Below are 22,379 nucleotides of genomic sequence, written 5' to 3'. Positions count from 1 at the left end.
ACCTTGCAACCCAGGCCGCAAGGGCAAGCCGTCCCATCCACCCGCCCAACTATGCCGGTTTACCTAGGTTGGGCAAGACACAAATTAGATCGGAAAAGTGATCAATCACCCGATCGGCCCCCAGATCGGCGACCGGACCATGGGCATAGCCGAAGGACAAGGCCACCGTCCGCACGCCGGCGGCCTTGGCCGACAGGATGTCGTTGATGGAATCCCCCACCATCACCGCCGCCCCCGCCTCGATTCCCAGCCGGTCCAGGATCACCCGCACATGGGCCGGATCCGGCTTGATGGCCGGTGCGTCCTCGGCCGCCACCACCAGATCGAAATGCACGTCCAGCCCCAACTTGGACAGGACCTCGGCGGTGGCGGCTCGCGGCTTGTTGGTGCAGACCGCCAGGGCCAGCCCCAGTTCACGCAACCGCGACAGGGTCTCCTCCACCCCTGGCCAAGGCAGCGTGGTATCGGCCGAGCGCGGCTCGTAATCGGCCAGGAAGCGCTCCAGATACGGACCGATCTCGGGACCAGGCAGGCCACCGGTGGCCTCGAAAGCCCGGCTGACCAGGGCATCGGCGCCATCGCCCACCATGGCCTTGACCGCGTCCGACGTCAGGGGGGGACGTGCCTCGGTGGCCAGCATGCGGTTCACCGCCGCCACAAGGTCGGGCAGCGAGTGGATCAGGGTGCCGTCCAGATCGAACAGCACGGCGCGCAGGGCTTGGGACATTGACACCGTTCGAAATAAAGATTGATTTGGCCCGAACCACCCTTTTGTGGCACCTTCGCGCCGCAGCCGCAACAGATTGAGTGTTGGCGTTTCCATGGCTTCTCCCAAGCTTGCCGTCATCGTCCTTGCCGCCGGCATGGGCACCCGCATGAAATCCGCCTTGCCCAAGGTCATGCACCCCATCGCCGGGCGCCCCATGGTCAGCCATCTGATGGCGACGGTGGCCGGTCTGTCCCCCGACAAGGTGGTGGCGGTGATCGGCCCCGACATGGAGGTGGTGGCCAAGACCATCGCCCCCATCCCCACCGTGATCCAGGCCGAGCGCCTGGGCACCGGCCATGCCGTCGCCCAGGCGCGGGCAGCCCTGGGCGATTTCGACGGTGACGTGCTGATCCTGTACGGCGACACGCCGCTGATCACCCGGGCCACCTTGGACCGCTTGCTGGCCGAGCGGCGCGGTCCGCGCGACCCGGCGGTGGTGGTTCTGGGCTTCAGGCCCGAGGACCCCGGCCACTACGGACGGCTTGTCGTGGGCGCCGAGGGCCTGAAGGCCATCGTCGAGTATCGCGACGCCACCGAAGACCAGCGCGGCATCCCGCTGTGCAATTCCGGCGTTCTGGCCATGGACGGCAAGCGGCTGTGGAGCCTGATCGAGCGCATCGACAACAAGAATTCCAAGGGCGAATACTACCTGACCGACGTAGTGGCCCTGGCCCGGGCCGATGGCGCCAATTGCAGCCATGTGGAAGGCGACCCCGAGGAACTGCTGGGGGTCAATTCCCGCGCCGAGCAGGCCACCGCCGAAGCGGTGGTGCAGCGTCAGTTCCGCGAGGCCGCCATGGCCGGGGGCGCCACTCTGGTGGACCCCGCCTCGGTATGGTTCTCGTGGGATACCGTGCTGGGCAGTGATGTGGTGGTCTGGCCGCATGTGGTGTTCGGCCCCGGCGTCACCATCGGCAGCAATGTCGAGATCAAGGGCTTCTGTCATTTCGAGGGCTGCACCGTCGCCGATGGCGCCATTCTCGGCCCCTATGCCCGGCTGCGCCCCGGCGCCGAGATCGGCGAGGCCGCCCATATCGGCAATTTCGTCGAGGTCAAGAAGGCCGTGGTGGAAGCCGGGGCCAAGATCAACCACCTGACCTATATCGGCGATGCCCGGGTCGGCGCGGGCGCCAATGTGGGCGCGGGCACCATCACCTGCAATTACGATGGCTTCAACAAGTCGTTCACCGATATCGGCAAGGGCGCCTTCATCGGCTCGAACTCGGCGCTGGTGGCGCCGGTCAGGATCGGCGACGGCGCCGTCATCGGCGCCGGTTCGGTCATCACCAAGGAAGTCAGCCCCGGCGCGCTGGCCGTCGCGCGCGGTTCGCAGATGGAATTGAAGGGCTGGGCCGACCGGTTCCGTGCCCAGCAGCGGGCCAAAAAGGAAGGATAAGACGCATGTGCGGCATCGTCGGTATCATCGGCAAGCAGGACGTGGCGCCGCTGCTGGTGGAAGGCCTGAAGCGCCTGGAATACCGCGGCTACGACAGCGCGGGTATCGCCACCTTGGTCAATGGTGGCATCGAACGCCGCCGTGCCGAGGGCAAGCTGGCCAATCTGGCCCGGCTGCTGGAGGACAAACCGGTGGCGGGTGGCATCGGCATTGGCCATACCCGCTGGGCCACCCATGGCGTCCCCAACGAGCGCAACGCCCATCCCCATGCCACCCAGCGGGTGGCGGTGGTCCATAACGGCATCATCGAGAATTTCCAGGAACTGAAGGCGGAACTGACCGCCCAGGGCCATGTCTTCGAGAGCGACACCGACACCGAGGCGGTGGCGCAGCTGATCGACCACCACCTGGCCCAGGGCCTGTCGCCCCGGGATGCCACCGCAAAGTCGCTGGAGCGCCTGCGCGGCGCCTTCGCGCTCGGCATCATCTTTGCCGGCCACCCCGACATGATGATCGCGGCGCGCCAGGGATCGCCGCTGGCGCTGGGCTATGGCGAGGGAGAGATGTATCTGGGCTCCGACGCCCTGGCCCTGGCGCCGCTGACCCAGCGGATCAGCTATCTGCTGGACGGCGACTGGGCGGTATTGACCGCCGATGGCGCCACCATCTTCGACCGCGACGGCGCCACCGTCACCCGCGAGGTGCGCCTGACCCAGTTCTCCGGCGCCCTGATCGGCAAGGGCCAGCACCGCCATTTCATGCTCAAGGAAATCTTCGAGCAGCCCGAGGTGATCGGCGGCACGCTGAACACCATGCTGAACCCGGCCGAGCGCACCATCACCCTGCCCTCCCTGCCCTTCGACCTGGGGGTGGTGAACCGGGTGCGCATCATCGCCTGCGGCACCTCCTTCTATGCCGGATCGGTGGCCAAGTACTGGATCGAGAAGCTGGCCCGCCTGCCGGTCGAGGTGGATATCGCCTCGGAATTCCGCTACCGCGAGCCGCCCATGGAACCGGGCGGGCTGGCCATCTTCATCTCTCAGTCGGGCGAGACCGCCGACACCCTGGCGGCGCTGCGTTACTGCCGCGCCCATGGCCAGCATACCCTGGCGCTGGTCAATGTGCCGGAAAGCACCATCTCGCGCGAGGCCGAGGCCACCTTGCTGACCCTGGCCGGGCCCGAAATCGGCGTCGCCTCCACCAAGGCATTCACCACCCAATTGGTGGTGCTGGCCTGCCTGGCCGTCGGCATGGCGCGCTCGCGCGGCGCCATCTCCGGCGAGACCGAGGCCGAGATCTGCCAGGCCCTGGCGGAAGTCCCGGCGCGTGTCGCCGAATTCCTGCGCCGCGACGATGAAATCCGCCTCATGGCCCAGGGCATCAGCGAGGCCCGCGACGTGCTCTATCTCGGGCGCGGCGCCAGCTTCCCCATCGCGCTCGAAGGCGCCCTGAAGCTGAAGGAAATCAGCTATATCCACGCCGAGGGCTACGCGGCGGGCGAATTGAAGCACGGTCCCATCGCGCTCATCGATGATTCGGTGCCCGTCATCGTCATCTGCCCCACCGACGAGCTTTACGAGAAGACCGCCTCCAATGTCCAAGAGGTGGTGGCGCGGGGCGGACGGGTGGTGTTCTTCTCGGACCAGGAGGGCGTCGACCGCCTGGCCTCGCCCCCCTTCGCCGCCATGGCCCTGCCCGCCGTCAACCCGTTCGTGGCGCCGATCCTCTACGCCATCCCGGTGCAACTGCTGGCCTATCACGTCGCCATCGCCAAGGGCACCGACGTGGATCAGCCACGCAATCTGGCCAAAAGCGTCACCGTCGAGTAAGTCGCCACCTCATTCAGACGATTTTGTGCGGATAATGGAGCCTCATCCTGGCTCCACTCACTTGCCACGAAAGGCAAGTGCCGCATCTTCGGCAGCCCCCGTTTCTGATGCCAATGACGCAAGGCGTCACGCCACTTGGCCCAAACAATCATCGTGGGCGAAGGCGCGCGCCTCGAACGGCAGAATGCCCGCCAAGGCCCGCAGCACCTGGGGATGGTGGCAGGACGACAGCGACGTGAGCGGCAGGCGAAGTTCATCGCTCACCAGCCCCAGTTGACTCAACGCCCATTTGACGGCGATGGGATTGCTCTCGAAGAACAGTGCTCCGTTGAGCGGAGACAGTGCCGCATTGATCCGGCTGAACCGACCGTAATCGTGGTCTTGCCATGCGCGATGCATTTCAGCGCAGAGTGCTGGCGTAATATTGGCGGTTACCGAGATGCAACCCTGGCTGCCCAGGGCCAGATGATCGCCCAGCAGGGCGTCGTCGCCGCACAGCCGCAGGAATTCCGATGGCACCGAATAGCGCAGCCGTCCCGCCTTTGCCATGTCGCCGGAGGCATCCTTCAGACCCACGATATTGGGCAGTTGCGCCAGCCGGACGATGGTATCCAGTTCCAGGCTGACGCCGGTACGCTTCGGCACATCATAGAGCACGATGGGCAAGGTAGTGCTGGCCTGGATCGCCTCGAAATGCCGAAACAAGCCCTCCTGGGAGGGACGATTGTAATAGGGCGTGATGCACAGCGCGGCATCCGCCCCCAGCGCCTCGGCGTGGCGAACCAGCTCGATGGTGGTGGCGGTGCAGTTGGATCCTGCCCCGGCAAGGACCGGAACACGCCCCTTGGCGGCACGGACCGCCAGCCCGATGAGCAGTATCTGCTCGGCATGGGACAGGGTCGGAGCCTCGCCGGTGGTGCCGCAGGGCACCAGGACACTGGTGCCGGCGGTGATCTGGCGTTCGCAGAGATGAAGAAACGCCTCCTCGTCAATGCGGCCATCCCGGAAGGGAGTGACCAAGGCGACCATGGAGCCGCGCAGGTGGTCGAGGCGATGATTGTGCATCACGGCCTCTCCTAAATGACGCGACGCAGCCAGGCGGGGCGCGACGCCACCACCAGGGCGCGGCCACCGGCGTTGCTGATGGCCTGATCGGCCAGGCCCTTGGCGCGCAGTTGCCCGAGAATGGAAGCCAGTCCGGACCTGGCATTGTCGCGGGTCAGCTCGATGACGACGATGCGGGGGCTCTCCAGGTAATCGATGGCGGCGGCGATCTCGGAGCCGATGGTCTCGAGTCCGGTGAACCAGATCACGTCGGCGGCACCCGCCTCAGTCCGGCAGCGGGACGGCGAGCGCAAGGCAACGGCGCTCATGCCGCCTTTGCCGGCCAAACCGAGCAGAAGATCGAAGGAGCCTTGCCCGATGATGGCCACCCGATCCGTGGCCCGGATGGGAGCAGCGGCGATCAGCGCCTGGATGCGGTTCTGCGTCGCGCTGGGGGAAAGGGAGGAAGCATGCAACTTCAAGGCGGTCGACATGGTGGACCCGTTCTAAGCAATTGACGATGGGCCAAGCCTATTCGCCCTGCTGATCATGGTTCCACGCGGTTTTACGTAAGCGGCGCATCAGCGGTTCCTTACGTCTTGCCGTCGAACAACCGTATCGAGGCCTTATCGGCAAGGCGAATAGGGTCTGTCTCGCGGGTAAGACCGAAGGAGACACTATGCGTATCGTCAATCGCTTTCCCCATCTCAGCGCGATGGTGGCGTTCATTGCCGTCTTCGGCCTGACGCACTGCGCCACCGCCCGCGCCGAGGGACGCATCCACCAGAAGGGTATCGCCTCCTGGTATGGCAACGAGCATCACGGTCGGCGAACCGCCAATGGCGAGATTCACGATTCCCGTCTGGCGACCGCGGCTCATCTGCGGCTGCCGTTCGGCTCCAAGGTCAAGGTGACCAACCGCAAGACCGGAGCCTCGGTGGTGGTTCGCATCAATGATCGTGGCCCCTATGTCAAGGGACGCATCATCGACCTATCGGAGAGCGCGGCGCGTGATCTCGGCGTTCTGACCGATGGCATCGCCCCGGTCTCGATCTCCCTTCTCAAGTCATAAGGAGTGGACATGGCCCATGGAATCCCGATGACAAGGTCGGCCGCTCCGTTCGCGCGAGCCGGCGATGAACCGGCCCTGGCGGATCTGCTGGCCGACCCCATCCTTCACGCCTTGATGCGCCGCGACCGCCTGACCGAAGGTGATCTGCGGACCGCCATCGAGCGCGCCCGTGCGGCTCTCAGGATGAGCGGGTATGGCAATCTTTATGCATCCTTTACGCACTCCCGCTTGGACCCTTAATGCCCTCCGGGAGTAGGGTTATCACCATCTGAAATTTCAACCGGAGAGCACCGATGTTCGACATCGTGTTCGTCGTCGCCGCGCTTGCCTTCTTCGCCCTGAGCGGCCTGTTCGTCCGCGCCTGCGAGCGCATCTGAGGGGAAAACCATGACTCTCGATCTGATTCTGGGGGGCATCACCGTAATGGGCCTGGCGGTCTACCTGGTCTACGCCCTCATCCGCCCCGAAAAGTTTTAGGAGACCGGCCGTGAACGCCGCAGGAATCTTGCAAATCGTCATCTTTTTCGCCGTGGTCACGGCGGGAGCGATCCCGCTCGGGACCTATATGGCCCGGGTCTATTCGGGGGAAAAGACCTGGCTCGATCCGGTGTTCAAGCCCATCGAGCACCTCATCTACAAGATCTGCCTGATCAAGCCGGACCAGGAGCAGCATTGGACGGTCTATGCCTTCTCCTGCCTGGTGTTCAGCGTGATCGGACTGCTGCTGATGTATGCCGTCATGCGCCTGCAGGCGCTGCTGCCGCTCAACCCGGCGGAGATGTCGGCCGTCGCTCCCGACCTCGCCTTCAACACCGCCGTCAGCTTCACCACCAATACCAACTGGCAGAACTATGGCGGCGAAAGCACCATGGCTTACCTCACCCAGATGCTGGGCATGACGGTGAAGAATTTCGTCTCGGCGGCGACAGGCATGGCGGTGCTGGTGGCGCTGGTGCGCGGCTTCGCGCGCAGGCAGGCCAAGACGGTGGGCAATTTCTACGTCGATTCCGTCCGCTCTGTCCTCTATGTGCTGTTGCCGCTGTCCATCGTGGTGACCTTGGCGCTGGTCTGGCAGGGCATGCCGCAGAACCTTGACGCCTATGTCGAGGCGACCACCCTGGAAGGCGCCAAGCAGGTGATCGCCCAGGGGCCGGTGGCGTCGCAGGTGGCGATCAAGCATCTGGGCACCAATGGCGGCGGCTTCTTCAACGCCAATTCCGCCCATCCCTTCGAGAACCCCACCGCGCTCACCAATCTGATCGAAATGGCCGGGCAATTGCTGATCTCGGCCGGGCTGGTCTTCGCCTTCGGCCGCATGATCGGCGACAAGCGTCAGGCCCGCGCCCTCTATATCGCCATGGCGGCCATGCTGGCGGTGGGCATCGGATTCGCCTATTGGGCCGAGGCCGGCGGCAATCCGCAGGTCCAGGCCATGGGCGTCGACATCGCCTCCACCGATACCGCCCCCGGCGGCAACATGGAGGGCAAGGAAGTCCGCTTCGGCATCGCCAATTCCGCCATCTTCGCCGCCAGCACCACCGGCACCTCCTGCGGCGCGGTCAATTCCATGCATGACAGTTTCACGCCCATCGGCGGCATGGTGCCCCTGGTCAACATCATGCTGGGCGAGGTGATCTTCGGCGGCGTCGGCGCCGGTCTGCACGGCATGATCGTCTTTGTCATCGTCGCGGTGTTCATCGCCGGGCTGATGGTGGGACGCACCCCGGAATACCTGGGCAAGAAGATGGAGGCCAAGGAGGTCAAGCTGGCCGTCCTGTGCATCCTGATCTTCCCGCTGTCCATCCTGGGCTTTGGCGCGCTGGCCATGGTGCTGCCGGTGGGGCTGTCCTCCATCGCCGCTCCCGGGCCGCATGGCCTGTCCGAGGTGCTCTACGCCTTCACCTCGGCCACCGGCAACAACGGTTCGGCCTTCGGCGGGTTGTCGGGCAATACCTTGTTCTACAACACCACCTTGGCGGCGGCCATGCTGATCGGGCGCTTCCTGATCATCGTGCCGACCCTGGCCATCGCCGGCTCCCTGGCCGCCAAGAAGATCGTGCCGCCCTCGGCGGGCACCTTCCCCACCCATGGCTCGCTGTTCATCGGCCTGTTGATCGCGGTGATCGTGGTCATCGGCGGCCTGACCTTCTTCCCCGTTCTCGCCCTGGGTCCGATCGTCGAGCATTTCTCGCTCGCCGCCGGCACTCTGTTCTAAAGGGATACTTTCATGGCTATCCATCGTCCGCAGGAAATGTCCCTGTTCGACGGCTCGATCATCCGGCCGGCGGTGATTTCCGCCTTCGCCAAGCTCGATCCCAGAGACCTTGTCCGCAATCCCGTCATGTTCACCACGGCGGTGGTGGCGGTTCTCTCGACCGTACTGTTCATCCGCGACGTGGCGGCGGGCGGCGAATACACCGCCGTGGTCGGCCAGATCGCCGCCTGGCTGTGGTTCACCGTGCTGTTCGCCAACTTCGCCGAAGCGGTGGCTGAAGGGCGCGGCAAGGCCCAGGCCGAAAGCTTGCGCAAGACCAAGACAGAAACCTCGGCCAAGAAGGTTGGCGGCGTCGACGCCACCGCCTTCAGGGAGGTCCCGGCGACGTCGTTGCGGGCGGGCGATCTAGTGGTGTGCGAATTGGGCGACACCATTCCCGGCGACGGCGAGGTGGTGGCGGGCATCGCCACCATCGACGAAAGCGCCATTACCGGCGAATCGGCCCCGGTGATCCGTGAATCCGGCGGCGACCGCTCGGCGGTGACGGGGGGCACCCGCGTAGTGTCCGACCGCATCGTGGTGCGCATCACCGCCAACCCGGGAGAGAGCTTCCTCGACCGCATGATCGCCCTGGTGGAAGGGGCTAAGCGCCAGAAGACCCCCAACGAGATCGCGCTGACCATCCTGCTGGTCGGCCTGACCCAGGTGTTCCTGATCGTCTGCGCCACCTTGCCCGCCTTCGCCAGCTATTCCGGCACGGTCATTCCGGTGGTGTTCCTGATCGCCCTGCTGGTGACCCTGATCCCGACGACCATCGGCGGCCTGTTGTCGGCCATCGGCATTGCCGGAATGGATCGGCTGGTGCGGTTCAACGTCATCTCCAAGTCGGGTCGCGCCGTCGAGGCGGCGGGCGATATCGACGTGCTGCTGCTGGACAAGACCGGCACCATCACGCTCGGCGCTCGTCAGGCGGCCGAGTTCATCGCCCTGCCCGGTGTCAACGAACGCGACCTGGCCGAGGCGGCCTTGCTGTCGTCGCTGGCCGACGAGACCCCCGAGGGCAAGTCCATCGTCGCCCTGGCCCGGAAGCGGTTCAGCTTTGCGGAGTCCACCTTGGGCGCGGCCGCGACCTTCATTCCGTTCTCGGCCCATACCCGCATGAGCGGCGTGAATATCGAAACCGCGTCGGGTCTGGTGGAAATCCGCAAGGGCGCCACCGATTCCGTCACCGGCTACGTCGCCGCCAAGGAGGGCAAGACTCCGGGGGGTGTCCCGAAGGAACTGGTCTCCGCCGTGGAACGCGTCGCCAAGGCGGGCGGCACGCCGCTGGTGGTGGCCCGCGACAACCGGCTGCTGGGCGTCATCTATCTCAAGGACATGGTCAAGCCCGGCATCCGCGAGCGCTTCGCCACCCTGCGGGCCATGGGCATCCGCACCGTGATGATCACCGGCGACAACCCGCTGACCGCCGCCGCCATCGCCGCCGAGGCGGGTGTGGACGACTTCCTGGCCGAGGCGACGCCAGAGAACAAGCTGGAGCTGATCCGCAAGGAACAGCAGGGCGGCCGTCTGGTGGCCATGTGCGGCGACGGCTCCAACGACGCCCCCGCCCTGGCCCAGGCCGATGTCGGCGTCGCCATGAATACCGGCACCCAGGCGGCCCGCGAGGCGGGCAACATGGTGGACCTGGAAAGCGACCCCACCAAGCTGATCGAGATCGTCATGATCGGCAAGCAGTTGCTGATGAGCCGGGGTTCGCTCACCACCTTCTCCATCGCCAACGATATCGCCAAGTATTTCGCCATCATCCCGGCGATGTTCATGGTGTCCTATCCCCAGTTGCAGGCGCTGAACGTCATGGGGCTGGCCAGCCCGCAGAGCGCCATTCTGTCGGCCATCATCTTCAATGCCCTGATCATCATCGCGCTGATTCCGCTGGCTCTCAGAGGCGTCAAATACAAGCCCGCGAGCGCCGAGGTGTTGTTGCGTCGCAACATCCTGGTCTACGGCCTGGGCGGCATCATCGTTCCCTTTATCGGCATCAAGGCCATCGACCTGCTGGTCGCCGCCCTCGGGCTGGCCTAAGGAGTCATGGACATGTTCAAGCAAATCCTTCCCGCCATCCTCCTGACCCTGCTGCTGAGCCTGCTGCTGGGGCTGGGCTATCCCCTGGCCATGACCGGCATCGCCGGAACCCTGTTCCCCGCCCAGGCCCATGGCAGCCTGATCGAGAGGAACGGCCAGGTGGTGGGCTCGGCCCTGATCGGCCAGGGTTTCGACAAGCCGGAGTATTTCCACTCCCGCCCCTCGGCCACCACCGGTGCCGATCCGGCGGATTCCACCAAGACGGTGCCGTCGCCCTACAACGCTTCCAACTCCATGGGGTCCAACGCCTCGCCAAGTTCCAAGGCCTATATCGAATCGACCCAGGCCCTGGTCGACCAGATCAAGGCGGAAAACCCCGAGGCCCGCATTCCGGTGCCGGTGGATCTGGTCACCGCCTCGGGGTCCGGCCTCGACCCCCATGTCTCGCCCGCCGCCATCGAGTACCAACTGCCGCGCGTCGCCAAGGCCCGCCATGTGGCCGAGGCCGAGTTGCGCGCGCTGGTGGCCAGTCAGGCCGAGGGCCGGATGTTGGGCATCCTCGGCGAGGCACGGGTCAATGTGCTGAAGCTCAACCTCGCCCTGGACGAGCGCTGGCCGCAGGCGAAATAGGCGGCAAGGGAGGAACGGCCAATGACCGATTCTTATCGGGACGGGCAACTGCGGTCCGCCTGGCGGCTTGTGGTCCTGGTGATTCTCGCCTCCAGCGTCACCTATCTGCTTCGTGAGATCCCCGCACGGCAGGCCATGGCCCCGCCCGGAGCAGTCGAGTCCGCCGAAATCAGATTGGCGGACGGTGATCCCCGCTATTTCCAGGCTCATACGGGCGGAGCACTCCCGACATTTCATCCTGAAGAGATCGCCGGTCAAATCAAGCGGGTGGCGGCCGCTCGCGGGGTCCCCGCCGCATCGGTTCGCCAAATGGTCAATGCCCTGATCGTGAACAATCCAGACATCGATATTTCAACCCTCAATCAGGCATTGGACTCCCGATGGCCGAACAGGTGATCATGCCCCTATGACCGATGACCGCGAGGAACGCCCGTCCCCCGATGCCCTATTGGCCGCCGCCCAGCGCGAATCGCGCGGGCGGCTGAAGATTTTTCTGGGGGCGGCTCCCGGCGTCGGCAAGACCTACGCCATGCTGCAGGCGGCGCAGGAGCGCAAGCGCGACGGCGTCGATCTGGTCGCCGGGGTGATCGAGACCCATGGACGGCGCGAGACCGAGGCGCAACTGGTCAATATCGACCTGCTGCCGCCCCGCCTGATGGAGTATCGCGGCAAGGACTTCCGCGAGATGGACCTGGACGCCATCCTGGCCCGGCGTCCCCAGATCGTGCTGGTGGACGAGTTGGCCCATACCAATGTTCCGGGTTCGCGCCATCTCAAGCGCTGGCAGGATGTGGAGGAAATTCTCGGCGCCGGGATCGACGTCTACAGCACGCTCAACATCCAGCACCTGGAAAGCCTCAACGACATCGTCGAGCAGATTTCCGGGGTCAAGGTGCGCGAGACCCTGCCCGACAGCGTCCTGTCCTCGGCCGATGAAATCGAATTGATCGATCTGCCGCCGCAGGAGTTGATCAAGCGACTGCACGAGGGCAAGGTCTATGTCCCGGAACAGGCCAAGCGGGCGGTGGGCAGTTTCTTCTCCCCCGGCAATCTCACCGCTCTGCGCGAGATGGCGCTACGCCATGCCGCCGAGCGGGTCGACGCCCAGATGGTCGATTACATGCGCGAGCATGCCATTCCGGGGCCGTGGCCGACGCGGGAGCGGATTCTGGTCTGCATCGACGAGCGGGTCGATGCCGCCAAGCTGGTGCGGGTGGCCAAGCGGGCCGCCGACCGCCGCGGCGCCGCCTGGGTGGTGGTCACGGTGGAGACCTCAAGCTCCCATACCCAGACCGAGGCCGACAAGGACCGTGTCGCCGAGGCGTTGCGCCTCACCCAGCAATTGGGCGGAGAGACCGCGCTGTTGCAGGGCGACGACGTGGTCGCCACCGTGCTGAATTACGCCCGTGAGCGCAACGCCACCCAGATCGTGGTGGGGCGTGCCCGCTCCCGCCGCTGGCGGATGGGCAAATCGGTGACTGAAAGGCTGTTCGCCGAAAGCGGCGATTTCAATGTCTTCGTGGTGGGCGGCGAGGATGACGACAAGCCGGCGCCGCTGGTTCGGCCACGCAAGGTGAAGGCTCCCCCCGACTGGCTCAACCTCGCATTTGCTCTCGTGTGTACAGGAATCGCCATCGGAGTGGGTTTCCTGATCGACATGTGGCTTCCCGTGGCAAGCATCTCGGTGGCCTTTCTGCTGGCGGTGATGGTGGTGGCCATGCGGGCAGGCCTGCGCCCCGCCATCCTGACCTCGGTGACCAGCTTTTTTGCCTTCAACTTCTTCTTCACCGAGCCGCGTTGGACCTTTGCCGTCACCGATACCCAGAACGTGCTGACCCTGGTGTTCTTCCTGATCGCCGCCGTGATCGTCTCCAACATGGCGTCGCGACTGCGCGCCCAGATCCTGGCGACGCGGGAAAGTGCCCGGCGCACCACCAATCTCTACGATTTCGGCCGCAAGGTGACGGCGGCGGCGACCCAGGACGATGTTCTGTGGGCGGTGGTCCATCACGTCGCCACCACCATCCACGGCAAATCGCTGGTGCTGCTGCCTGGGGATGCCGGACTGTCCATTGCGGCCGGCTATCCGCCCGAGGACCAGTTGGACGACCGCTCCGCCGCAGCCGCCGACTGGGCCTGGGCGCATGGCAAGCTGGCCGGGCGGGGATCGGCGACCCTGCCGGCTTCGCTGTGGCTGTTCCTGCCGCTGAAGACCGGACGCGGGCCGGTCGGCGTGCTGGGTGTCCAGATGAGCGAGGATGCCGACATCCCGTCGCCGAGCCAGATGCGCCTGCTGGAGACCCTGGCCGACCAGGCCGCCGTCGCCATCGAGCGCACCACATTGGTGGCCGATATCGAGACAGCCCGCGTCGCCACCGAACGGGAACGGCTGCGCTCGGCCCTGCTGTCGTCGCTGTCCCATGATCTACGGACGCCGCTGGTTTCCATCATGGGGGCGGCATCCTCGTTGCAGAATTACGATGAGATGATGGACCATGCCTCTCGCCATGAACTGACCCAGACCATCCAGGACGAGGCCGAACGTCTCAACCGCTTTGTTCAGAACCTGCTGGACATGACCAAGCTGGGAGCGGGGGCCTTGAAGCCCAGGGCCGATTGGGCCGATCTCAACGACATCGTCGGCGCGGCGGTGGCGCGCACACGCAGGCTGGCTCGCGCCCATACCATCAAGGTGGACATCGATCCCGGCGTGCCGCTGCTCTGCGTCGATCCGGTTCTGATGGAGCAGGTGTTTTTCAATCTGTTGGACAATGCCTGCAAATATGCTCCACCCGGCACCACGGTGAAGGTCTGGGCGCAGCGAACCCCCGACTACGTCACCATCGAGGTGGTCGACCAAGGCCCCGGCATTCCGCCGGAGGCCAGCGAGAAGATATTCGACATGTTCTATCGGGTCGACCAGGGCGACGCGAAGTCCGCCGGAACCGGGCTGGGTCTGGCCATCTGCCGGGGAATCATCGAGGCCCATGGCGGCACCATCAAGGCGGAACCCGGCCTGCACGGCGCCGGTACCGCCATCATCATCCATCTGCCGCAACGCGACGATATGGACGGACTGGCGGCGCGCATCAGCGCCGAGGCCGAACCGGAAGGAGGCAAATGAGCACCCGTATCCTGGTGATCGACGACGAGCCACAGATCCGCAAGTTCATGCGCATCTCGCTTACCGCCAACGGCTACGAGGTGATCGAAGCCGAGAATGCCGCCCAGGGCATCGAAGCGGCCAACAGCCAGCAGCCGGATCTGCTGATTCTCGACCTCGGCCTGCCCGATCTGGATGGCCAGGAGGTAATCAGCGCGGTGCGCGAACGCTCCGACGTTCCCATCGTGGTGCTGTCGGTGCGAGCCGGTGAGCTCGATAAGGTGGAAGCCCTCGATCGCGGCGCCAACGACTATATCGTCAAGCCCTTCGGCGTGGCCGAGTTGATGGCCCGGGTCCGCGCCGTGCTGCGCCAGCGGGCGATCAAGGGCAAGGGCAATGACGATGTGGTCGAGGCCGGGACGGTGCAGATCGACTTGGGGCGACGCATCGTCACCCGTGACGGCGCCGAGGTGCATCTGTCCAAGCGGGAATGGGGGCTGCTGGCCTTCCTGGCCAGCCAGCCCGACCATGTGCTGACCCACAAGCAGATCCTCAAGGAAGTCTGGGGACCGGCCCATGGCGAGGACACCGCCTATCTGCGGGTCTATGTCAATCAACTGCGCCAGAAACTGGAGGCCGATCCGTCGGCGCCGACCCTGATCGTCACCGATGCCGGAGTGGGCTACCGCCTGAAGCGGGGGGAATAGCCTATACCAGATCCCGGTGTCCGCTGTGACACCAAGCCCTGGGACGCGATCCACCGGTCATGAACGACCCAAGGCCCCGGCACGATCCGCCGGGGCCTTGGCTTTTTCGGCTGACGCGCGGCCTCCTCCGTCATATACTCAGAATACATGACGGAGGAGGCATCGTGACCGATAGCAAAGTCGAAGCCATATTGTCGCTGAGGGGGGGCAGCCGGTCTCCGGTGGGGCGCGATCGCATCGCGCTGCTGGAAGCCGTGGACAGCCAGGGCAGCATCACCAAGGCCGCCCAGGCGGTCGGCCTCAGCTACAAGGCGGCGTGGGATGCCCTGAACGCCGTCAACAACCTGCTGCCCCGCCCGGCGGTGGCGGCCCAGACCGGCGGCCGCAACGGCGGCGGCGCCGTGGTCACCGAGGATGGCAAGGCCCTGATCGCCGCCTTCCATCTGCTGGAGGAGCGGCTGTCGCGCGCCGCCGCATTGTTCAGCGATTCCAGCACGCCCATCGATCCCATCATCCTGCTCCGGAGTCTCGGCATGAAGACCAGCGCCCGCAACGCCTTCCGCTGCATCGTCGCCGAGATTCGCCAGGGCAGCGTCAATGCCGAGGTGATCCTGCGCCTCACCGATGCGGTCACCTTGGCCGCCACCGTCACCGAGGAAAGCCTGCGCGATCTCGCCATCGCTCCCGGTCAGGCGGTCACCGCCCTGGTCAAGGCGTCGTTCGTCATGTTGGCGACCGGCAAGGATGCGCCAACGGTGTCGGCCCGCAACCGCATTCCGGGCACGGTGGCGCACCGCGAGGACGGCCCGGTCAGCAGCGAGATCACCCTGGATATCGGTGGTGGCAAGGTTCTGACCGCCATGGTCACCAAGGATGGAGCCGATGAGCTGGGCCTTCAGGCGGGGGCGCCAGCCTGGGCCTTGTTCAAGGCATCCCACGTCATTCTGGCGGTGGAATAAGCCACGGCGCCAATCCCTGCGCGATCGTCGTTCATGGTGCGGGTCCAGGCTCGGCAGATCGCCAAGGATGCGCCCGCCCCATGACGATTCAATCCCTGGGCGGTTCATGGGAAAAATTGGAGATCTGAGCGCACTGTGATCTGCGTCACAGTCAAATTCTGTAAAGTTTAATACAATTGCATCATAATCTGGGAAGGTGGATGGGCGGAGTGGTTATGGCGAACGAACAGGGCGTTCACGAAAACGCGTCGGCCGGCGAACGGACGTTGTTCGACGATCTGACTGTATTGGCGCAAACCCCAGCGTCCGGTGCGGCTCCTTCCGGGGCCGATGCCGGGGAACAGCAAGGGGGAGCGCAGGACGATTCGCTGCTCAACACCCTGTCATCCCTCTCGACGGTGCATTCCGGCTCGCCTCCTCCCACCCAGGTGGGCGAACCTCGCAAGGCGGTTGAGACCGTGGAGATTTCCTCGGTCGATGCTCGCTCTGGCACCAATCCGCAGTCTCCCCAAACCCAGGCGCGAGGGGGTGACGGCGCCTCCTCCGTCCCCGTTTCCACTCCCGCATCGGGAAATGAAGGCGGCGCGACACCGTCGAGCGCGGCTGATCGACCGCGCGGAAGCAATGACACCGCGCCGCAGTCCGAGGCCGCCTCCCCTTCAGTGACGCCTGCACCGGCCGAGGCACCGCCTCCGCCGACCGTGCCGTCGGCCCCCTCCCCTGTCGCCGAGGAACAGGGTGGCGAAGCGTCGGTAACGGATGCCCCGACACAGACGGCGGCTGCCGAGACTCTGGAGACGACGGAAACAACCAGCGTCGATGATCCGGTCCAGGAGGATGCCCGCCCCGTGGTTGGCGATGGCATCCGCCTGACCGTTTCGGCGGCCGAGGGCAATGAAGACAGCGCTATCCCCCTGACCATCTCGGCATCGCTGGTGGATGGCGCCGACAGTTTGGGGGCGATCACCATTCGGGGTGTGCCCTCGGGAGCGACTCTGTCGGCCGGGCAGGCTCAGGGCGATGGATCCTGGCTGCTGGAGCCTGCCGACCTGGTCGGCCTGACCCTGCGTCCGGCCGCCGATGACAATGGAACCTTCACCTTGACGGTGGAAGGCTATTCCAGCGAGGGCGGTATCGACTCGGCCGTCAGTTCTGCCAGTCTTTCCGTCACGGTTGACGCCGTCAACGACGCGCCGGTGTCCGGCGGCTCCGTTAGCCTGTCCTCGGGGACCGAGGACACGGCCTTGGTGATCCGCGCCTCCGATCTGGTGTCGCGGACCTCCGATGTGGACGGGGACAGCCACTCGGTGGCCAATCTGGCCTCCAGCGCCGGAACCCTGGCCGATAACGGCGACGGCACCTGGACCCTGACCCCCGCCGCCGATTTCAACGGCAGCGTCACCCTGACCTATGACGTGGTCGATGGACACGGCGGCAGCGTCGCCAGTTCCACCGCCGTATCCTTCGCCGCCGTCAATGACGCCCCCGTTTCCAGCGGTGCGGCCAGCCTGTCCTCGGGGACCGAGGACAGTGCCCTGGTGATCCGTGCCTCCGAGTTGCTCTCGCGGGCCTCCGACGTGGAAGGCGACACGCTTTCGGTGACCAATCTGGCCTCCAGCGCCGGAACCCTGGCCGATAACGGCGACGGCACCTGGACCCTGACCCCCGCCGCCGATTTCAACGGCAGCGTCACCCTGACCTATGACGTGGTCGATGGAAACGGCGGCAGCACCTCCACATCCACCGCTGTCACGTTCGCCGCCGTCAACGACGCGCCGACCAACGCAGCCATCGACCTGGGCTCCAAGCAGGGCGACCAGACCCTGGTGCTGACCCGCGCCCAATTGCTGGCCAATGCCACGGACCGTGACGGCGACAGTCTGTCCATCACCGATCTGGCCGCCAGCGCAGGAACCCTGACCGCCAATGGCGACGGCACCTGGAGCCTGACCACCACCCCCAATCAGGCCGCCGACATCACCCTGACCTATACCGTTACCGATGGTCAGGGCGGCAGCATTCCCGGCTCGGCCTCGCTCACCGTGGTTCCCGTCTCGGTCCAGATCACCGGCACCGCGGGCAACGACACCCTGACCGGTTCGGCGGGCAACGACCTGCTGGACGGCGGCGCGGGCAATGACCTGCTGAACGGCGTCGCCGGAGCCGACACCATCCTGGGCGGCCTTGGCAACGATACCATCGACGCTGGAGCCGGTGATGACATCCTGACCGGCGGCGCGGGCGCCGACCGGCTGACCGGCAATACCGGCACCGATACGGTGGCCTATGACGCCTCCACCGCCGGAGTGACGGTCAACCTGTCCCTGACCACGGCGCAGGCCGGATCGGGCGATGCGGCGGGCGACATCCTGTCCGGCATCGAGAATGTCACTGGCAGCGCCTTGGCCGATACCCTGACCGGTAATGCCTCGGCCAATGTCATCAATGGCGGCGCGGGCAACGACGTGCTGGCGGGTGTTGGCGGCGCCGACAGCCTGATCGGCGGCTCCGGCACCGATACCGCCAGCTATGCCGCCTCCACCACGGCGGTGGCGGTGGACCTCGCCACCGGTTCGGGTAGTGGCGGCGATGCCGAGGGCGACCGGCTGTCGGGCATCGAGAATCTGACCGGCGGCGCGGGAAATGACCTTCTGAGCGGCGACGGCGCCGCCAACCGCCTGGATGGCGGCAATGGCGACGACACCCTGGCCGGTCGCGGCGGGGCGGATTCGCTGGTGGGTGGCGGCGGAACCGATACCGCCTCCTATGCCGACTCCTCGGCGGGCGTCTCGGTGAATCTGGCGCTGACCACGGCCCAGGTCTCGGGCGGCGATGCCTCGGGCGACGTGCTCAACACCATCGAGAATCTGGTGGGCAGCGCCTTCGCCGACACCCTGACCGGCAATACCGGCAACAATGTCCTGACCGGTGGCGGCGGAGCCGACACCCTGGCGGGCAGCAGCGGCACCGATACGGCGGACTACTCCGGCTCGGCCGAGGGGGTGACGGTGAACCTGGCCGTGACCACGGCCCAGGTCTCGGGCGGTGACGCGGCGGGCGACGTGCTGTCCGCCATGGAGAATCTCACCGGCAGCGCCCAGGACGACCGTCTCACCGGCAATACCGGCAACAACGTCCTGAGCGGCGGCGGCGGGGCCGACACCCTGGATGGCGGCGCGGGCAACGACACGATGCGGGGCGGGACCGGTCCCGATACCCTGATCGGCGGCGTGGGCACCGACAGCGTCACCTATTCCGATTCCTCGGCGGGCGTGACGGTGAACCTGTCCCTGACCACCGCCCAGAGCGGCGGCGATGCGGCGGGAGATGTGCTGTCCGGCTTCGAATACGCCACCGGCAGCGCCTTCAACGACAGCCTGACCGGCGATGCCAACGCCAATCTGCTGGATGGCGGCGCGGGCGACGATCTGCTGGACGGCGGAACGGGCAATGACCAGTTGGTGGGCGGTGCCGGGGCCGACAGCCTGATCGGCGGCGCGGGAACGGACCTCGCCAATTATTCCGCCGCCACCACCTCGATCAATGTCAACCTGACCACGGGCCTGGGGTCTGGGGGCATCGCCCAGGGCGACGCACTTGCGGGCATCGAGAACCTGACCGGCGGTTCGGCCGCCGACAGCCTGACCGGCGACGCGGGCATCAATGTGATGGACGGCGGCGCGGGCAACGACATCCTGGCGGGCGCGGCGGGCAATGACACCCTGACCGGTGGCGCCGGAAACGACGCCCTGGATGGCGGCGAAGGCAATGACCTCCTGACTGGCGGCGCCGGGGGCGACACCCTGGCCGGTGGCAACGGCATCGACACCGCTTCCTATTCCGGAGCCGCGGCCGCCGTGACCGTCAACCTGGAGACCGGCATCGGCAGTGGCGGCGACGCGACGGGCGATGTGCTCTCGGGTATCGAGAACATCATCGGCGGCAATGCCGCCGACCTCCTGACCGGCAACGCAGCCGCCAACACCCTGGACGGCGGCGCGGGCAACGACACAATGAGCGGCGGTGGCGGCGATGATCTGCTGCGCGGCGGCGCCGGAGCCGATCTGATGAGTGGCGGCGACGGCAACGACACCGCCAGTTGGTCCAGTTCCACCGCGGCGGTCAACGCCAACCTCACCACCGGCACCGGGACACTCGGTGATGCCAATGGCGATGTGCTGTCGGGAATCGAGAACCTGACCGGCGGCGCCGGGGCCGACATCCTGACCGGTGACGCGGGGGCCAATATCCTGACCGGCGGCGCCGGGAACGACACAATGAGCGCGGGCGATGGCGACGACATTCTGGCGGGTGGTGCCGGAGCCGATAAGCTGACCGGCGGCAACGGGCTCGACCGGGCCGATTACTCCGCCTCGACGGCGGCGGTGACGGTCAACCTCGCCACCGGCACCGGCACAGTGGGAGATGCCAGCGGCGACGTACTGAACGGGATCGAGAACCTGACCGGCGGCGCCGGGGCCGATATCCTGAGCGGCGATTCGGGCGTCAACGTCATCGATGGCGGCGCGGGCAATGACACTTTGGCGGGTGGCGCCGGGGCCGATACCCTGGTCGGCGGCGCGGGCATCGATACCGCCAGCTATGCCGCCTCCACCTCGGCCCTGGTGGCCGACCTCGCCAGCGGTGCGGTATCGGGTGGCGATGCCACCGGCGACGTTCTGTCGGGCATCGAGAGCATCATCGGCACCGCCTCCAACGACCAGATCAGCGGCGACGCTGTCGCCAACCGTCTGGACGGCGGCGCGGGCAATGACAGCCTGTCGGGCGGCGCCGGGGCGGATTCGCTGATCGGCGGCACCGGCACCGACACGGTGGGCTACGAGAACTCGACAGCGGGTGTCACCGTCAACCTGTCGCTGACCACGGCGCAGGTGTCGGGCGGCGATGCCTCGGGCGATGTGCTCAACACCATCGAGAACGCGGTGGGCAGCGCCTTCGCCGATACCCTGACCGGCACCACCGGGGTGAACATCCTGACCGGCGGCGATGGCAATGACGTGCTGATCGGATTGGCCGGGGCCGACACCCTGATCGGCGGCGATGGCATCGATACCGCCAGCTATGCGCCCTCGACGGCGGCGGTGACGGTCAACCTCGCCACCGGCACCGGCACGGTGGGCGACGCCACCGGCGACGTGCTGTCGGAGATCGAGAACCTGCTGGGCGGCAACGGCGCCGATATCCTGACCGGTGATTCGGGGGTCAACGTCATCGATGGTGGCGCGGGCAACGATACACTGGCGGGTGGTGCCGGGGCCGACACCCTGATCGGCGGCGCGGGTATCGATACCGCCAGCTATGCCGCCTCCACCTCGGCCCTGGTGGCCGATCTCGCCAGCGGCGCCGTATCGGGTGGCGATGCCACCGGCGACGTTCTGTCGGGCATCGAAAGCATCGTCGGCACCAGTCTCGACGACCGTCTCGGCGGCGACGCCGTCGCCAACCGTCTGGACGGCGGCGCGGGCAATGACAGCCTGTCGGGCGGAGCCGGAGCCGACTCGCTGATCGGCGGCACCGGCACCGACACGGTGGGCTTTGAGTCCTCCACGGCGGGTGTCACCGTCAACCTGTCGCTGACCACGGCGCAAGTGTCGGGCGGTGATGCCTCGGGCGATGTGCTGAGCGCCATCGAGAATTTGACGGGCAGCGCCTTCGCCGATGCCCTGACCGGCACCACCGGAGTGAACATCCTGACCGGCGGCGATGGCAATGACGTGCTGCGCGGACTGGCCGGGGCCGACACCCTGATCGGCGGCGATGGCATCGACACCGCCAGCTATGCCTCGGCCACCACGGCGGTCAACGTCAACCTCGCCACCGGCACCGCCAGCGGCGGCGACGCGGCGGGAGATATCCTGTCGGGGATCGAGAACCTGCTGGGCGGCAACGGCGCCGATATCCTGACCGGCGATGCCCTGGCCAATCTGCTGAATGGCGCCCTGGGCAATGACACCCTGTCGGGTGGAGCGGGCGACGATATCCTGGTGGGTGGAGCGGGCTCGGACCGTCTGACCGGCGGTGACGGTTCCGACACGGCGGACTATTCCGCCTCGGCCCTTGCGGTCAATGTCGACCTCACCCGTTCGACGGCGCAAAGCGGCGGTGACGCGGCGGGTGATATCCTGGCCGGGATCGAGAATCTGGTGGGTGGCATCGGCAACGACCTCCTGACCGGTGACTCCGGGGCCAATACCTTGATCGGTGGCGCCGGGTCCGACACCCTGAACGGTGGAGCGGGCGACGATATCCTGGTCTTCCGTGGCGCGGACTTCCCCGACGGGTCAGGATCGGCGCTGGCCGATTTCGTCTATGGCGGCGGAGGCGCGGATACGGTGGACATCTCGTCGGTGGGCCAGAACTTCCAGTTGCTGATCAACGGCGTCGAGCAGGTTCTGCCCGCCGGGTCGCATGAATATGTCGACACCCATGGTATCCAGGGTGATATCCGTTTCGGCGACAACTCGGTCATCCATCTGGATGGGATCGAGAAGATCATCTACTGACGGGGCGTCTTGGATACGGGCAGGCACAGTACCACTGAGGTCGAGG

Annotated in this window: 15 protein-coding genes; 12 read left to right on the top strand and 3 right to left on the bottom strand. The window is 66.2% G+C overall.

The window, feature by feature from the left end:
* Positions 1–49 precede the first annotated feature (49 nt).
* The gene (gene gph / locus A6A04_RS07780) at positions 50–727 is read right to left on the bottom strand and encodes a phosphoglycolate phosphatase (RefSeq protein ID WP_068491607.1); all 678 of its coding nucleotides are present in this window, start codon (positions 725–727) and stop codon (positions 50–52) included.
* Between the two features lie 94 nt (positions 728–821).
* Between gph and glmU the strand changes: the two genes are divergently transcribed.
* On the top strand, positions 822–2,165 hold the full coding sequence (gene glmU / locus A6A04_RS07775; protein WP_068491605.1) for a bifunctional UDP-N-acetylglucosamine diphosphorylase/glucosamine-1-phosphate N-acetyltransferase GlmU: 1,344 nt from the start codon (positions 822–824) through the stop codon (positions 2,163–2,165).
* Between the two features lie 5 nt (positions 2,166–2,170).
* The gene (gene glmS / locus A6A04_RS07770; protein WP_068491604.1) at positions 2,171–3,994 is read left to right on the top strand and encodes a glutamine--fructose-6-phosphate transaminase (isomerizing); all 1,824 of its coding nucleotides are present in this window, start codon (positions 2,171–2,173) and stop codon (positions 3,992–3,994) included.
* 126 nt (positions 3,995–4,120) lie between these two features.
* Here glmS and dapA read toward each other — a convergent pair whose 3' ends face one another.
* Together dapA and A6A04_RS07760 are read right to left on the bottom strand one after the other, a co-directional pair.
* Positions 4,121–5,059 (bottom strand): 4-hydroxy-tetrahydrodipicolinate synthase, encoded by a 939-nt coding sequence (gene dapA, locus A6A04_RS07765; protein ID WP_068491602.1) that lies wholly within the window; start codon positions 5,057–5,059, stop codon positions 4,121–4,123.
* A gap of 11 nt (positions 5,060–5,070) precedes the next feature.
* On the bottom strand, positions 5,071–5,532 hold the full coding sequence (locus A6A04_RS07760; RefSeq protein ID WP_156612520.1) for a nucleoside/nucleotide kinase family protein: 462 nt from the start codon (positions 5,530–5,532) through the stop codon (positions 5,071–5,073).
* A gap of 185 nt (positions 5,533–5,717) precedes the next feature.
* Here A6A04_RS07760 and A6A04_RS07755 point away from each other — a divergent pair, with 185 nt between their 5' ends.
* From A6A04_RS07755 to A6A04_RS23110, 10 genes are all read left to right on the top strand, one after another.
* A complete protein-coding gene (locus A6A04_RS07755; protein WP_068491598.1) occupies positions 5,718–6,110 on the top strand; it encodes a septal ring lytic transglycosylase RlpA family protein in 393 nt (130 codons plus the stop codon).
* Between the two features lie 387 nt (positions 6,111–6,497).
* Positions 6,498–6,587 (top strand): K(+)-transporting ATPase subunit F, encoded by a 90-nt coding sequence (kdpF, locus tag A6A04_RS07745; RefSeq protein WP_068491594.1) that lies wholly within the window; start codon positions 6,498–6,500, stop codon positions 6,585–6,587.
* Positions 6,588–6,597: 10 nt separating this feature from the next.
* A complete protein-coding gene (kdpA, locus tag A6A04_RS07740; protein ID WP_068491593.1) occupies positions 6,598–8,325 on the top strand; it encodes a potassium-transporting ATPase subunit KdpA in 1,728 nt (575 codons plus the stop codon).
* A 12-nt stretch (positions 8,326–8,337) separates the two neighbouring features.
* On the top strand, positions 8,338–10,410 hold the full coding sequence (gene kdpB, locus A6A04_RS07735) for a potassium-transporting ATPase subunit KdpB (RefSeq protein WP_068491591.1): 2,073 nt from the start codon (positions 8,338–8,340) through the stop codon (positions 10,408–10,410).
* Positions 10,411–10,422: 12 nt separating this feature from the next.
* On the top strand, positions 10,423–11,040 hold the full coding sequence (gene kdpC, locus A6A04_RS07730) for a potassium-transporting ATPase subunit KdpC (RefSeq protein WP_068491654.1): 618 nt from the start codon (positions 10,423–10,425) through the stop codon (positions 11,038–11,040).
* Positions 11,041–11,061: 21 nt separating this feature from the next.
* Positions 11,062–11,436: a potassium-transporting ATPase subunit C gene (locus tag A6A04_RS07725; RefSeq protein WP_068491589.1), complete on the top strand. Its 375-nt coding sequence runs from the start codon at positions 11,062–11,064 to the stop codon at positions 11,434–11,436.
* A gap of 10 nt (positions 11,437–11,446) precedes the next feature.
* Entirely contained in the window at positions 11,447–14,164 is a 2,718-nt protein-coding gene (locus A6A04_RS07720) for a sensor histidine kinase (protein WP_068491587.1), read from the top strand.
* Positions 14,161–14,850 (top strand): response regulator, encoded by a 690-nt coding sequence (locus A6A04_RS07715; protein WP_068491585.1) that lies wholly within the window; start codon positions 14,161–14,163, stop codon positions 14,848–14,850. The genes A6A04_RS07720 and A6A04_RS07715 overlap by 4 nt, the downstream gene beginning before the upstream one ends.
* Before the next feature lie 164 nt (positions 14,851–15,014).
* A complete protein-coding gene (locus A6A04_RS07710; RefSeq protein ID WP_068491583.1) occupies positions 15,015–15,809 on the top strand; it encodes a TOBE domain-containing protein in 795 nt (264 codons plus the stop codon).
* A 215-nt stretch (positions 15,810–16,024) separates the two neighbouring features.
* A complete protein-coding gene (locus tag A6A04_RS23110) occupies positions 16,025–22,333 on the top strand; it encodes a cadherin-like domain-containing protein (RefSeq protein WP_172822743.1) in 6,309 nt (2,102 codons plus the stop codon).
* Positions 22,334–22,379 lie beyond the last annotated feature (46 nt).

It is taken from the genome of Paramagnetospirillum marisnigri, assembly GCF_001650715.1.
Lineage (GTDB): Bacteria > Pseudomonadota > Alphaproteobacteria > Rhodospirillales > Magnetospirillaceae > Phaeospirillum > Phaeospirillum marisnigri.
Note: the sequence above shows the minus strand (reverse complement) of the source record. Positions and strands in the feature narration are given on the sequence as shown.